Below are 15,815 nucleotides of genomic sequence, written 5' to 3' on the forward strand. Positions count from 1 at the left end.
TTCGAACGCATCTCTCTATAGAGGTGCGTTTTTTATATAGAAAGGAAATGAGAAAATGAAAGAAAAGTTTAGAAATGATGATGCTGTACTTGATATCCATGATAGACCATCATTTGGGCAATGGATGGGATTATCAATTCAACATTTGTTCACGATGTTTGGAGCAACAGTTTTAGTACCTATTCTAGTCGGTTTGAACCCAAGTATTGCTTTATTTAGTTCAGGTGTAGGTACTTTGGTTTATATCGGAATTACAAATGGTAAAATTCCAGCTTACCTTGGTTCAAGTTTTGCTTTTATTGCGGTTATGCAAATGTTAATGAAAACATCCGGTTATCCGGCGGTTGCTCAAGGAACGATTGCAGCTGGATTAGTTTATCTGATTGTTTCAATTATTATCGGAAAAGTTGGTTCAGGTTGGCTTGATCGTATTTTACCACCAGTTGTCGTGGGGCCAGTTGTCATGGTCATCGGATTATCTATGGCAACAACAGCAGCAAGTAACGCGATGTTAAAATCGGGTACTTATGATATTAAATATGTTTGGGTCGCAATCTTCACCCTGGCCATTACAATATTTTTCAATATGTATCTTAAAGGATTCATTAGTTTAATTCCCATTTTATTAGGAATTGTCTGTGGCTACATTATGGCCGTCTTATGTGGAATCGTTGATTTTTCTACGGTAGAAAAGGCAAATTGGCTTACATTACCTGCATTCGATGTTGCATTTATAAATTACCAACCTAAAATTTATTGGAGCGCCATTATTGGTATGGCACCAATCGCATTTGTCACAATGACTGAGCATATGGGTCATATAATGGTTTTAAATAAATTAACGAAAAGAAACTTTTTCAAGGATCCTGGACTAAATAGAACCCTTTTCGGTGATGGTGTATCATCAATTATTGCTGGATTTGTTGGAGGTCCTCCAACAACTTCGTACGGTGAAAATATTGGTGTTTTAGCCATGACTAAGGTTCATAGTATTTGGGTGATTGGTGGCGCCGCATTCTTCGCCATTGTCTTTAGTTTCGTTGGAAAAATTAGTGCTTTGATTCAAAGTATTCCAGGACCAGTTATTGGTGGTATTAGTTTTCTACTCTTTGGTGTTATTGCTTCAAGTGGGTTAAGAATCTTAATCGATAATCAAATTGATTATGATAAAAAGCATAATCTGATGATTACTGCCAGTATCCTAGTGTTAGGAATTGGTGGCATGTACTTAAAAGTAGGCGATTTACAATTAACAAGTATTGCACTTGCAACAGTAGTAGGTATTGCACTAAACCTTATTTTACCTAAAGAAGCTAAAAGCGAAAAATAATAGGAGATGATATTTTGTTAGATAAAAAGACAAATTTAGTTCAGTTACAACATTTAGTATCAATCGAGGATCTATCTACAGAAGAAGTTGAAGCATTAATTGAAAGAGCTGAAAAGTTTAAACGAAATCCGTCATTATTTAACTTAAAACATCCTATCTTTACAACAAATTTATTTTTTGAAAATAGTACCAGAACACATAGTAGCTTTGAAGTAGCTGAGCAACGTATGAAATTAAACATTGTCTCATTTAATCCAAGTATTAGTGCACTCAGTAAAGGTGAAACTTTATACGATACTGTTTTAACAATGGGTGCTATTGGGACTCAAATCGCAGTTATCCGCCATCCTGAGAATGAATATTATCAACAATTAATTGGTGATAATGATTTGGGAGTTGGTATTATCAATGGTGGAGATGGGAGTGGACAACATCCTTCACAATGTTTACTCGATATGATGACGATTAAAGAAGAGTTTGGGACATTTAAAGACTTAAAAGTTGCAATTGTAGGAGATTTAACTAATTCGAGAGTTGCTAAAAGTAATATGCAATTATTAAAAAAATTAGGTGCTTCATTATACTTTTCAGGTCCAAAGGAATGGTTTTCTGAAGAATTTGAAGCATACGGTCAGTATTTAGAAATGGACGAATTAGTTGGTGAAGTTGATGTTATGATGATGCTACGTGTCCAACATGAGCGTCATACGGATGATAGTAAATTTTCGAAAAAGAATTATCATGAAAAATTTGGATTAAGTATTGAACGCGGTAAAAAATTAAAAAAACAAACAATTATTATGCATCCGGGTCCGATTAATAGAGATGTAGAATTAGCCAGTGAATTAGTTGAATGTGAACAATCACGATTTGTAAAACAAATGACGAATGGGGTATTTGTTAGAATGGCCATTTTAGAAGCTGTCATTAACGGACGTCATTTAATGGAGGCTAATAGAGCATGAAGAAATTAATTAAAAACGGAACCGTTTTTTTGAATCATAGTTTTAGCCAACAAGATATCTTGATTGAAGACGACAAAATTAAAGCAATTGGCACTAATTTAGCTGATGAACTGTTAAATGTTGATTTAGTTATTGATGCAGAACATTTAATTGTTGTACCCGGGTTAATTGACGTTCATGTCCATTACAGGGAACCTGGATTTGAATACAAAGAGACGATTAAGACAGGAAGTCAGGCCGCTGCCCGAGGTGGTTTTACCACAGTAGGAGCCATGCCTAATTTAGATCCTGTTCCTGATACGTTAGAACATTTTGCTGAAATAAAGCGACGTAATCAAAAAGACGGACAAGTACATATTTCCCAATATGCTGCAATTACCAAAGGTAGAACTTCTGAAGAATTAGTAAATTTTGGAGAATTAAAAAAAGCCGGGGCATTCGCCTTTACAAATGATGGCTCAGGTATTCAGACAGCTGGAACAATGTATCTTGCAATGAAAGAAGCAGTAAAGGTTAATTTACCACTTGTCTCTCATGTTGAAGATAACTCATTATTATTTGGTGGCGTCATGAACGAAGGTGTTCGTGCAAAAAATCTAGGGCTACCTGGTATTATGGGGGTTGTAGAATCATCACAATTAGCCCGAGATTTAATGCTTGCACAAAAAACGGGTGTTCACTATCATATGTGTCACGTTTCTACAAAAGAAAGTGTGGAATTAATTCGACTTGCTAAGAGTCATGGAATTAATGTTTCCTGTGAAGTTTCACCACATCATTTATTATTAACGGATTCAGACATTCATATGGATAATGGTAATTTTAAAATGAACCCCCCATTACGAACTGAAGAAGATCGCCTAGCTTTGATCGAGGGATTATTAGATGGCACAATCGATATGATTGCGACAGATCATGCACCACATAGTGAAGATGAAAAACGCGGTAGCATGCTTAATGCCGCTTTTGGTATAACTGGAAGTGAAACGGCCTTTCCGTTGTTATATACAAGAATGGTTAAAACAGGGATTTTAACATTAGCCCAACTTATTGTTCTAATGAGTGAAGCGCCAGCCAAACAGTTTAATCTAAATGGTGGTACGTTTGAGCCTGGTTCAGTAGCAGATATTGCAATTTTTGATATCAAAAATGAGCAAACAATTAATGAAGCAGATTATGTCTCAAAAGGTAAAAATAGTCCTTTTACAGGGCAAAAAATTTATGGGAAAACAATGTTAACGCTAGTTAGCGGTGAAATCAAATATGATAGTCGAAAGGTTGAGTAAATCATGAAACGATTCTTAATTTTAGAAGACGGAAGTATTTTTAAAGGATTTAGTTTTGGAGCAATGGCCTCAACTACTGGCGAAGTCGTTTTTACGACTGGAATGACAGGGTACCAAGAAACGATTACAGATCAATCATTCAGTAATCAAATTATCACGTTTACTAATCCTATTATTGGTAATTATGGTGTTAATTTGGATGATTATGAATCAATAGAACCTTCATGCAAGGGCGTTATCGTTAATAATGTTGCTAGGGTTTCTAGCAATTGGCGTCAACAATTAACCTTAGATGAATTTTTAAAACAGAAGGATATTCCTGGAATATATGGCATTGATACACGCGAATTAACAAAGAAATTACGAAATGTAGGAACGATGAAAGGAAGCATTATTGATTCCGATGCTGATTTAAATCATGCCTTTGATGCAATGAGTGCAACTGTACTCAACCAAAATATCGTCCAACAAGTTTCAACGATTAAACCCTATCCTAATCCTGGAACAAAATTAAACATTGTATTAGTCGATTTTGGGTTAAAGCACAGTATTTTGCGAGAGTTATCTAAGCGTGATTGCAACGTAATTGTTTTACCGTATAATGCAACTGCAAAACAAATATCTGATTTACAACCTGATGGTGTCCTATTATCGAATGGGCCAGGGGATCCCAAAACTTTACCGGAGGTTGTTGAGATGATCAAAATGATACAACCTAAATTTCCGATTTTTGGTATTTGTTTAGGACATCAGTTACTAGCACTAGCAAACGGTGCAGATACATATAAAATGAAATTCGGACATCGTGGATTTAATCATCCGGTTAGAGAAATTGCAACTGGACGAATTGATTTCACCTCACAAAATCATGGATTTGCGGTGGATAGCGATTCTATCGATTCAGATAAACTGATAGTGACACATCGTGAAATTAATGACGAGTCTGTTGAAGGAATTAAACATAAAACTGATCCAGCATTTAGTGTCCAATTTCATCCGGATGCTGCGCCTGGTCCACATGATGCAGATTATTTATTTGATGAATTTATTGAAATGATAAACCGAGTTGGGAGAAAATAAATATGCCTAAGAGAAATGATATCCATAAAATAATGGTTCTTGGATCTGGTCCTATTATTATTGGTCAGGCCGCAGAGTTTGATTATTCTGGTACACAAGCTTGTTTATCTTTAAAAGAAGAGGGTTACGAAGTTGTTTTAGTGAATTCCAATCCAGCTACAATTATGACGGATAAAGAAGTTGCAGACGAAGTGTACATTGAACCTTTAACGGTAGAATCAGTTTCAGGTATTTTACGTAAAGAGTATCCAGATGCCATTGTACCAACTTTAGGTGGTCAAATTGGCCTTAATTTAGCTATGGAATTGTCTCAATCAGGTATATTAGATGAATTAAACATTGAATTATTAGGTACTAAATTAAAATCAATTGATCAAGCTGAAGATCGTGAACAATTTAAACAATTAATGCAAGAGTTAAATGAACCCGTTCCGGAATCACTAACTGTTGAAACCTTAGAGAGTGCGCTAGAATTTGCAGATATTGCAGGATACCCAGTTATTGTTAGACCTGCATTTACAATGGGTGGGACTGGTGGTGGTCTATGTAAAACAGCTGAAGAACTTAGTAAAACGGTTGTTAATGGATTAGAGCTATCACCAACAACACAATGCTTGATAGAAAAGAGTATTGCAGGATACAAGGAAATTGAATTTGAGGTTATGCGAGACCACGCTGATAATGCAATTGTTGTTTGTAGCATGGAAAATTTTGATCCTGTTGGTATTCATACAGGAGACTCTATTGTCTTTGCACCAACTCAAACCTTATCTGATAGAGAGTATCAGATGTTACGAGACGTATCCTTGAAATTAATTAGGGCCTTAAAAATAGAAGGTGGTTGTAATGTACAACTTGCTCTAGATCCTCATAGTTTTAAATATAATATTATAGAAGTTAATCCGCGTGTAAGTCGTTCATCAGCATTAGCTTCAAAAGCAACGGGATACCCAATTGCGAAGATAGCTGCCAAAATAGCAGTTGGATTGAATTTAGATGAGATTTTAAATCCAGTGACTAAAACAACTTTTGCTGAATTCGAACCAGCATTGGACTACGTTGTTGCTAAAATACCACGTTGGCCATTTGATAAGTTCAATCGAGCAAATCGTTCACTTGGAACGCAAATGAAGGCAACTGGTGAGGTTATGGCAATTGGTCGTAATATGGAAGAAAGCTTGTTAAAAGCAGTTCGATCTTTAGAAATTGATGAAGATTACTTGTGCTTAGATAATGCTCAAAATGCAACTGACTCCCAACTTGAAAACCAGTTGGTTAATGCAACTGACCAGAGATTGTTTTATTTAACAGAAGCAATACGTCGCGGGTACACAATTGAAGAAATTGAAAAACTAACAAAAATAAATTTAGTCTTTTTGGATAAATTAAAACACATAGTCGAAATTGAAATGTCGCTAAGTATCAATATTAAAGATATTGACGTCCTTATTGAAGCTAAAAAACATGGTTTTAGTGATAAAGTTATTGCTGATATTTGGCACGAAACTTCGGAGGATATTAGAAAGTTTAGAATAGAAAATAATATTATTCCAGTTTATAAAATGGTTGATACCTGTGCTGCGGAATTTGAATCAGCCACACCATACTTTTATAGTACGTACGAACATGAGAATGAGAGTTTAAAGAGTAAAAAACAAGCAATTATGGTTATTGGTTCTGGTCCCATTAGAATTGGTCAAGGTGTTGAATTTGATTACGCAACAGTTCATTGTGTTAGAGCTATCCGTGACGCAGGATATGAAGCAATTATCATGAATAGTAATCCAGAAACCGTTTCAACTGATTTTTCAATCGCTGATAAATTATATTTTGAACCATTAACATTGGAAGATGTTTTAAATGTGATTGATGTTGATAAACCTTTAGGTGTAATCGTTCAGTTTGGTGGACAGACAGCAATTAATCTTGCTGCGGGATTACAACAGTATGGCATTAAAATATTAGGAACGTCTGTTAACAATTTGGATCGTGCTGAGGATAGAGAGTCATTCAACCGAGCGATTAAGCATCTAGGATTAAAACAACCCATTGGTAAGACTGCAATAACACAAGAAGATGTGCTTAAGCGAGCAACAGAAATCGGTTATCCCGTTCTTGTTAGACCTAGCTATGTTTTAGGTGGACGTGCAATGGAGATTGTTCAAAATCAGGTTGAACTCGAATTATATTTGCTAAATAACGTTAAAATCGCACCACAACATCCAATCTTAATTGATAGTTATCTTGAAGGTATTGAGTGTGAAGTAGATGCAATTTGTGATGGTGTTTCTGTCTTAATTCCAGGAATTATGGAGCATATTGAACATGCTGGAATTCATTCAGGCGACTCAATGGCTGTATATCCATCACAACATCTATCAGACAAGATTAAAGCAGAAATCGTTAATGCAACTAAAAAGATTGCACTTGAACTAAAATGTGTGGGATTAATGAACCTTCAATTTATTGTGCATCAAGATGAACTTTATATTTTAGAAGTTAATCCACGTGCCAGTCGTACCGTTCCATTTTTAAGTAAAGTAACAGGTATTAAAATGACCCAGGTAGCGACTAAAATTATATTAGGTTATGATTTGCAAGAACAAGGTTACCAGGATGGTTTATACCCAGAATCTAGTTCTGTTCATGTAAAAGCGCCTGTGTTCTCATTTAGTAAATTGAATGATGTTGATCCATTTCTAGGACCAGAAATGAAATCAACCGGGGAAGTTATGGGAACGGATCAAACATTTTCTAAAGCACTCTGCAAAGCATTAGTAGCCGCTAATATTAGTTTATCAGGTAATGGTTCCGTATTAGTAAATGTTAACGACAAAAATAAAAATGCTATATTACCACTTGTTCAACGATTTGTTTTACTTGGTTACAAAGTTTTAACATTACCAAAAATGGTTGATTTCTTTTTAGATAATCAGATTAAAACGTTTACCAGTACAGAGGCATTAAGCGTTAACCGACAATTAGATGATATTAATAATTTGTTACAAACTGGAACCGTTCAATTTGTTATCGATACACTATCAGATGATCACGATAAAGCATCATATGGTTATCAAACGCGTAAAATATCAGTAATGCAACATATTCCATTGTTTACATCTTTACAAACTGTTGATGTACTTATTCAAGCGTTAGAAAGCCAGTCATTTTCAGTAGCAGCACTATAAAAATTAAGGGGAGTAGATAATGATTAATCGACCTATCATTGCTTTAGATTTTCAGAATAGAATGCAAACGACAGATTTTTTACAGTTATTTCCTCAAGATGAACAACTATTTGTTAAAGTTGGTATGGAATTGTTTTACAGTGAAGGAACTCGTTTTGTTGAAGAATTAATTGATCAGGGGCATGACATTTTTCTTGATTTAAAATGTCATGATATTCCAAATACTGTTCGGCAAACTATGACCAGTTTAAGTCGACTAGGTATTTCATTAACAACAGTCCATGCGGCTGGTGGCGTTGAAATGATGAAATATGCATTAGATGGATTAGACCAAGGTAATTCCTCAATAAAAATGCCGAAAATAATCGCAATTACACAATTAACTTCTACCAGCCAAGAACAACTAGAAACGGAACAATTGGTTGAACGACCATTAATTGAAAGTGTCGTTAATTACGCTAAGTTAACAGAATTAGCTGGATTAGCGGGTGTTGTTTGTTCAGCACAAGAAGCTAAAATAATTAAGGAAGCAACTTCCAAAAACTTTTTGGCAGTCACACCTGGAATACGATTGGAAGGGCAGGCAGTAAGTGATCAAAAAAGAGTAATGACACCAGCTGCTGCAAAAAGAAATCAAAGTAGCGCCATCGTTGTCGGACGATCAATAACGCAAGCAGTAGATCCGTTTGCTGCTTACCAAGCAATCAAAAAAATGTGGGAGGAAGCTTAAATGAATTTAGCAGAGACAGTTGCCAGTGATTTATTAGAGATTGGTGCCGTAACTTTATCGCCAAAGAAGCCGTTTATTTGGGCAAGTGGACTAAAAAGTCCAATTTATTGTGATAATCGGTTAACGATTAGTTATCCTGAAATTCGTACTAGAATCGCTAAAGGCATAGCAGGTATTATTCGTGAAAAATATCCTGATACAGAGGTAATTGCAGGAACGGCAACTGCAGGAATACCCCATGCAGCATGGATTGCTAATGAATTAAATTTACCGTTAATTTATGTTAGAACAAAGCCTAAAGATCATGGTACTGGTCAACAAATTGAAGGACGATTAATCAAAGGACAAAAAACTATTTTAATTGATGATCTCATTTCAACTGGTGGAAGTGTTATTCAAGCAGTTAATGCAGCAAAAAATGAAGGCGCTGATGTTCTAGGTGTCATCGGTATTTTTAGTTATGAACTAGCGGCAAGTACGACAAATTTTGCTGATATTAAAACACCTTTTGAGACATTAACTAATTATTCAACACTTATTAAAGTAGCTAAGGAACAAGAAAAAATTAATTCTGATGAAAAATTATTATTGGATAAATGGCGTATCAATCCAAGTAATTGGTTATAGTAAAAAAGTTTCAACTAAGAATAATTTCTTAGTTGAAACTTTTTATTTACGACGCATAGCCATAATTTTTTGTAAGTCTGGTGTAATAAAGGTTGAGTTTTGACCTTCGTAGACAACAAAACCTGGCTTTGAGCCATTGGGCTTTTTAATCCGTTTAACTTGGATATAATCTACTGGAACAGATGCTGATTGACGATATTTTGAGAAATAAGCAGCTAAGTTAGCCGCTTCTGTGACTGTTTCATCACTAGGATTAGAACTGTGAATAATTACATGGGAACCAGGAATGTTTTTAGCATGTAGCCAGATGTCAGATTTATTGGCTGTCTTCATGGTTAGTTGATCATTTTGAAGATTATTCTTACCAACAGAGATAAGGGTTCCATCTGTTGCATAATATTCATCTGGTTTACTTATTTTAATTTTAATTGCTTTTTTATTTTTATTCAATTTTTGTTCTTTTAATAAACCTTGTTGTTGTAATTCAACCTTAATATCTGGTAAGTCTTTAGGTTCAGCTAACTCGATTTCTGATTGAATTTCTTCTAAGTAAGCAATTTCTTTTTTATTTAGGAGAAGTTGCTCATTAACAAATATAACTGCATTCTTTTGTTTTTGATATTTTTTAAAATATTTTTGTGCATTTTTTGAAGGTGAAATTTGATTGGATAATTGAATGGTCATTTCTTTTTCATTATCATAGAAATTAGGTAATGAAACTTCTGTCATTCCTTGTTTAACTAAGTGAAGATAAGTAGTTAATAATTCACCTTGGACCCGTAATTGATCCGCTGTTTCAGTATTTTTTAAAGTTTTTTCTAATTTTTTTTGTTTACCACGGTTCTTTTTGAGCTCATTTTTAACAACGCGGATTAAATGGCTACCTTGTTGTTGAACGCGGTCTTTATTTGCTTTATCGAGATAGTAAGTATCCAGCATTTCGCTTAATGAATCGAATTCTTGACCAGTACCAATTTCTTTATTTGGAATGGCCGAAAAATCAAGACGTTTGCCAGATAAAATAGTTGGTGTCGGTGTATCAAATTGTGTGAAGAAAGTTGACCAGCTGACACTAGGGTCTTCAACATTAGTATGAAGTGCAGTTGCAAGATCTAAACTAGATTGACCAGCGAGACCTTGATAGCTATTTTGAAGTTCCTTCGCTAGGACTTCCTTATTTGGAAACTCGGATAAAAGTTTTTTAAATGTATCAGTTGTATCTGTAAATGGATTTAATTTATCTTGAGCTGGTGGCTGACGATAGGTTGCACCAGGTATTAGCATACGATATCGATTTTGGTCTGAACTAATATGTTTAATGGTATCCAAAACCTTATCATTAGTTGGATTAATTAGTAGACAATTACTATAACGTCCCATCATTTCTAAACTTAAAATTAGAGGTTGTTCATCACCAAGTTCATTTCTAGTTAAAAATGAAAAATTAATAATACGATCATTAGCAATCTGATCAATTGCTACAAGTTGACCGCTCTCTAAATATTTACGAAGCATCATAGTAAAATTAGTTGGTGTTTTAGGATTTGAATAGGGAATATTTGTAATTTGTGCACGAGCATAACTTGAATGTGCAGATAATAGTAAGGGTTGATTCTTTCTATTTGCACGAATTGTAATAATAACCTCATTAGGGTAGGGTTGTGATATTTTTGAGACCCGACCACCGATTAGTTTGGTTCTTAGTTCACTAATCATTGCATGAGTAAAAACGCCATCAAATGACATTTAATCAACTCACTTTCTATAAAATATGTTTAATAACTACAAGTGTAACGTTTTAAACGATAAATCGCAAAGAATCATTATTGAATAGTTTTCTTGCCATTTTTAGTCTATATATTGTATAATGCAAGGTATATCGAATTTAAGGGGTCAACAAAATGAAAACAAGTCTTGAAAACTTACTATCAATTGATAAACAGTATAAAGTGATTTTACAACGTTTAACTAAAAAAAATCAATTAACAATATCTGAGTGGCAGTTATTAAAGAAAATAAGTGCTAAATTTAACACACAGGAAAAATTGGCCGTAGAAACAGATCTAGATATCTCAACACTAAGTCGACAATTAAAACGCTTAGTTGAAAAAGAAATGCTTGATAAGCATAGTATCGGTGACGATAAACGCCAATTGATTTATACAATGACTGAAATCGGCGTTGAGTCGTCAAAAGCAGTTGATAAAGGTTTTACTGAACTTGAAGCAACTATTTTTGAAAAGTGGCCAGAAGATGAACAAAATTTATTAAGAATATTATTAAATCGCTTAGACAAAAGTCTAACGAGGACTGACGTTTAAACCGTCATAAAATGAGGTGTTTAATTAATGAAAATAGCAATTGTAACAGATAGTACTTCGTACCTATCTAAAGATCAGATTGAAGAGAACAATATTACTATAATTCCTATCCCAGTCATTATTGACAATAAAATTTATAATGAAGGCGTTGATATTACAACTGAAGGATTCTATGAAAAATTAAAGACATCTGCATCCTTTCCAAGTACCTCACAGCCTTCTGTTGGGGAAATGATTAACTTATATGATAAATTAGGTAGCGAAGGCTATGATATTATTTTAAGTATTCATTTAACAAATACAATTTCAGGATTTATTGATAATTTAAAAAATATAGCACCAACAATTGAGTCAACTCGTGTGATACCGTATGATTCTGGTATCACAGTTATGTTAATGGGATATTTAGCTTTGGAAGCTGCTAAAATGGCTAAAGAAGATGCCTCTATCGATGATATCATTGCCCGATTAGATGATTTGAAGACAACGTTAGGTGAATATTTCATTGTTGATGATTTGCAAAATCTTGTACGAGGCGGTCGTTTGTCTAATGCTTCAGCCTTTATTGGAAGTGTTCTTAAAATTAAGCCAATTTTAACATTTGATAGTGTTTCAAATAAAATTGTTGCATTTGAAAAGATTAGATCAACTAAGAAGGCAATTAAGCGTGTAGAAGATTTATTTGAAGAGCATCGTGCATCTGTTGATTATCCTTTACGTGGACTTATTATTCATGCAAATGATGAAACGTCAGCAATTAAGTGGCAGACTAAAATGAAGAAGAAATATCCTGATATGACATTTGATATCAGTTACTTTGGACCAGTCATTGGGACACATTTAGGTGAAAAAGCATTAGCATTAGCGTGGATTAAAGACTTTGATCAAGCTTAAGAGTTATTAAAACTAACAACCGGTTTAATCGGTTGTTAGTTTTTTGTTTTCAAATAATAATTAAGATGTAACTGTGACTAGATAATAGTATGTCGGAGAAAATAATTTTAAGTTAATAGATAAAGTTTAAAAGCATCAAATGAGTGGTAAATTGAGACTTATCATATTAACACTATCCAACTTTAGTTAAAACACACAATTTAATGAAAGTTTAGTAGCGCAATATCTTACTGATTTTAAACAAGTCTATTTAAATTATCATTCGTTTTGTATTTGTATCTCGCTCATTTTATTTTATGTAAATATAATTTGTTCATCATAAAATATATTTACAATTATTATTCTCCAATAAATTATATAATTAACACTAATATTTGTAGATACATATCAAGCATGACGACCATAATTTGCCAAATTATGGTATTAGCTATATAAGGATTACTTAAAATCTAAAGTATTAAATATATTAGTTATTTTGTGAATAAACACTAATTTTAAATAATATGTATCATACTGTTTGATATAAGAACATTTTGCGTTCAACTTTCATTAAAGTTGAATTGTAACTCTTTAATGTGTTATTCTCTACGTATTAAACTATCCGTTATAATGAGGTGTATTTTTGAGAAAAGAAAAATATTTAGAATTAATTGAGAATGAATTACAGTACCAACCTTGGTATGCGCAGGAATACTATCAATCTAAATCTACAATCCCCCTATCCAATGCAACGTTATATCAATATTTAACAGAGTTTAGACGTTTTTTTGATTGGTTACTGGCAGAAGGTATTGTTAACGAAAAATCAATTAAGACAATCGATATTAGTGTTTTAGAACATTTAAAAAAGGAAGATATGGAACTATATAAATCCTCCCTACTTTCTAGAAGTAAATCAAATAATGCAAATAGCAACACACAACTCTCTAGGAGCACTGTAAATCGTTCTCTAACAGCGATTTCTTCATTGTTCAGGTATCTTTCTGAAGAAACGGAAAAAGAAGATGGAGAGCCATATTTTTATCGTAATGTGATGAAAAAAATTACTGTCGTAAAAGATAACGAAACGTTTGCTACACGTGCAGCAAATATTAAAGATAAATTAATGCTTGGAACTGAAGATCGTGATTATATTAACTTTATTGATCAAAAATATGCCGATTTGTTAAAGCCTAAAGGTCTTTCCTTTTTCAAACGGGATAAAGATCGCGATATTGCTATTAACGCTTTAATGCTAGGTAGTGGTTTACGGGTTTCAGAAGTTGCAAATAGTGACCTACCTGATTTAAATTTAAAAACAAATAATATTACCGTCATTCGAAAAGGTGGCAAGAAGGATACTGTGCCAATTGCACCGTGGGTAATCCCCTATCTTGTTAAATATATTGAAGTGCGTACAATGAACTATAAAGTAGATAAAATGGAAAAAGCCCTATTTTGTTCATCATATCGTGGAATTGGAAAACGCATTGAGAGTGGTACAATTGAAAAATTGGTAGCCAAGTACTCATCTGCATTTAAAGTCCGTGTTACGCCGCATAAACTACGCCATACACTCGCTTCTAAATTGTACCTAGAGACGAAGAATGAACAACTTGTAGCAACACAATTGGGTCAGAGTTCGACAAGTGCAACTGCGTTATATACCCATATGATTGATGAAGAACAACGGAATGCTATTAATAAATTATAAAATAAAAACGATTAACTCGATATTGAGTTAATCGTTTTTATTTTATGACTTTCCTTCCCATTCAGATTTGAAATTCTCAAGGAAATCTAACATAATTTGATGTCTATTTTTAGCCATTCGTTTTCCTGGTTCAGTGTTCATTGTTTCTGTAAGTGTCAATAACTTTTCGTAGAAATGGTTAATGACCGTTTGATTCTCAATATTCCTGTATTCTTCTGGGGTCATATTTCTTCTTGGACCACGATGTGGATCATATATTTTACTGCCAACATGTCCACCGTAATAAAAAGTTCTAGCAATACCGACAGCACCAATTGCATCTAATCGATCAGCATCTTGAACAACTTTTGCTTCTTCGGGCAAGTTAATAGTATTATCGTTCAATTGGTTTTTAAAAGAAATTGATTTAATAATTATTAAAATATCATTAATTTGAAGTGAAGTTAAATCAATAGATGTTAAAAAATTTGTTAAATTAGTTACTTCTTCTTTAACATTATCGACTACTTTATCATCAATTACGTCATGTAAATAACTACTAAGAACAATTATTAAATAATTGATATTATGAATTTCTGAGGCAATCGTTTTTGAATTTGTAACGACTCGTTCAATATGAGCAAAGTCATGTCCAGAAGTATCTGACGCTAATTTATTTTGCGTATATATTTTAACTGCTTGAATTTGTTCTTCAGGTAGCATCCTAAATTCTCCTTAAAATAAAAAAGCTTAGAGATAAAGTCTAAACTTTTAAGATTTTTTATTAAGCTTCAAAAACAGCTTGTAATTGAGGAACAACTTGTTTTTTTCTTGAAACAACACCAGGTAATGACAATTTGTTATCAGAAAGTTTTGTGTTGAAGGCTTTTTCAACCATTTCTTTAGGTTCTCCAACAACTAATAGTTCTGAATCACTGTCTAGGATATTTGTAACTAATAGTAAGAATAAATCATAATTATTAGCTTTACTATCATCTTCAATCGCTGAAACTAGTGCAGCTTCACGGTTAAAAACTTCTTCTAAATCAACGGTATTAACTTGAGCAACACGTACTGTTTTACCAGCCATATCAAAAGATTTGGCATCTCCGTTAATCAATTCTGTTTCAGTTTTGCTAGATAAATTAGTTCCAGCTTTTAACATATCTAATCCGTATACATTGTAATCAGTGTTACTAATTTTAGAAAGTGCTTTAGTTGCTTCAATATCAACTGGAGTCGTTGTAGGTGATTTGAATAACAATGTATCAGAAATAATAGCTGACATCATTAATCCTGCAATATTAGCAGGAATTTCAATATTGTTTTCATTAAACATTTTCCATAGGATGGTACTTGAACAACCGACAGCCTCTGCGCGGAAATTAAGAGGCATATTGGTTGTGAAATTAGCAATACGATGATGATCGACAACGTCTGTTACAACAAGATCAGCGATATCAGAAACACTTTGTTGAGATTCATTATGATCAACTAACATAACTGATTCAACCTCATTTTTAGCTGTTTCAATAATTCTTGGTTCAGGTTCATTAAAGTAATCTAAAACAAATTTTGTTTCTTCACTTAATGTTCCTAAGGTAACGGCTTCAGTATCGAAACCTAATTTATTTTGTAGATATGAGAATGCTTTAGCAGCTACAACTGCGTCTGTATCAGGACTTTGATGTCCAAAAATTAATTGTTTAGTCATTATTATAA

13 protein-coding genes are annotated in these 15,815 nt (G+C 33.5%); 10 read left to right on the forward strand and 3 right to left on the reverse strand.

The window, feature by feature from the left end; translation table 11 throughout:
• Positions 1–55: 55 nt before the first annotated feature.
• From AC1RPH_RS03010 to pyrE, 7 genes are read left to right on the forward strand one after another with little or no spacing between them, the layout of a single operon-like run.
• On the forward strand, positions 56–1,330 hold the full coding sequence (locus AC1RPH_RS03010; protein ID WP_481761310.1) for a solute carrier family 23 protein: 1,275 nt from the start codon (positions 56–58) through the stop codon (positions 1,328–1,330).
• 14 nt (positions 1,331–1,344) lie between these two features.
• Entirely contained in the window at positions 1,345–2,295 is a 951-nt protein-coding gene (locus AC1RPH_RS03015; RefSeq protein ID WP_481761311.1) for an aspartate carbamoyltransferase catalytic subunit, read from the forward strand.
• Positions 2,292–3,581, forward strand: coding sequence for a dihydroorotase (locus AC1RPH_RS03020; RefSeq protein ID WP_481761312.1), 1,290 nt, complete (start codon positions 2,292–2,294; stop codon positions 3,579–3,581). The genes AC1RPH_RS03015 and AC1RPH_RS03020 overlap by 4 nt, the downstream gene beginning before the upstream one ends.
• A gap of 3 nt (positions 3,582–3,584) precedes the next feature.
• Positions 3,585–4,661, forward strand: coding sequence for a carbamoyl phosphate synthase small subunit (locus AC1RPH_RS03025; protein ID WP_481761313.1), 1,077 nt, complete (start codon positions 3,585–3,587; stop codon positions 4,659–4,661).
• A gap of 2 nt (positions 4,662–4,663) precedes the next feature.
• Positions 4,664–7,849, forward strand: a complete 3,186-nt coding sequence (carB, locus tag AC1RPH_RS03030; protein ID WP_481761314.1) for a carbamoyl-phosphate synthase large subunit — start codon at positions 4,664–4,666, stop codon at positions 7,847–7,849.
• Between the two features lie 16 nt (positions 7,850–7,865).
• On the forward strand, positions 7,866–8,579 hold the full coding sequence (gene pyrF, locus AC1RPH_RS03035; protein ID WP_481761408.1) for an orotidine-5'-phosphate decarboxylase: 714 nt from the start codon (positions 7,866–7,868) through the stop codon (positions 8,577–8,579).
• On the forward strand, positions 8,580–9,206 hold the full coding sequence (gene pyrE, locus AC1RPH_RS03040) for an orotate phosphoribosyltransferase (protein WP_481761315.1): 627 nt from the start codon (positions 8,580–8,582) through the stop codon (positions 9,204–9,206). It abuts the gene before it with no gap.
• 42 nt (positions 9,207–9,248) lie between these two features.
• Here the strand turns inward: pyrE and AC1RPH_RS03045 are convergent, their stop codons facing one another.
• Positions 9,249–10,952, reverse strand: coding sequence for an NFACT RNA binding domain-containing protein (locus AC1RPH_RS03045; RefSeq protein WP_481761316.1), 1,704 nt, complete (start codon positions 10,950–10,952; stop codon positions 9,249–9,251).
• A gap of 155 nt (positions 10,953–11,107) precedes the next feature.
• On the opposite strand from AC1RPH_RS03045, the gene AC1RPH_RS03050 reads away from it, so the two are divergent.
• From AC1RPH_RS03050 to xerS, 3 genes are all read left to right on the forward strand, one after another.
• Entirely contained in the window at positions 11,108–11,527 is a 420-nt protein-coding gene (locus AC1RPH_RS03050; protein ID WP_481761317.1) for a MarR family winged helix-turn-helix transcriptional regulator, read from the forward strand.
• 27 nt (positions 11,528–11,554) lie between these two features.
• On the forward strand, positions 11,555–12,421 hold the full coding sequence (locus AC1RPH_RS03055; RefSeq protein WP_481761318.1) for a DegV family protein: 867 nt from the start codon (positions 11,555–11,557) through the stop codon (positions 12,419–12,421).
• Between the two features lie 622 nt (positions 12,422–13,043).
• Positions 13,044–14,114, forward strand: a complete 1,071-nt coding sequence (gene xerS / locus AC1RPH_RS03060) for a tyrosine recombinase XerS (RefSeq protein ID WP_409022540.1) — start codon at positions 13,044–13,046, stop codon at positions 14,112–14,114.
• Between the two features lie 42 nt (positions 14,115–14,156).
• On the opposite strand, the gene AC1RPH_RS03065 is transcribed toward xerS, so the two are convergent.
• Positions 14,157–14,816 (reverse strand): HD domain-containing protein, encoded by a 660-nt coding sequence (locus AC1RPH_RS03065; RefSeq protein WP_481761319.1) that lies wholly within the window; start codon positions 14,814–14,816, stop codon positions 14,157–14,159.
• 61 nt (positions 14,817–14,877) lie between these two features.
• Positions 14,878–15,807, reverse strand: a complete 930-nt coding sequence (locus AC1RPH_RS03070; protein WP_481761321.1) for a manganese-dependent inorganic pyrophosphatase — start codon at positions 15,805–15,807, stop codon at positions 14,878–14,880.
• Between the last annotated feature and the right edge of the window lie 8 nt (positions 15,808–15,815).

The sequence above is a fragment of the Dellaglioa sp. CoH-57-MRSF-16 genome (assembly GCF_056782055.1).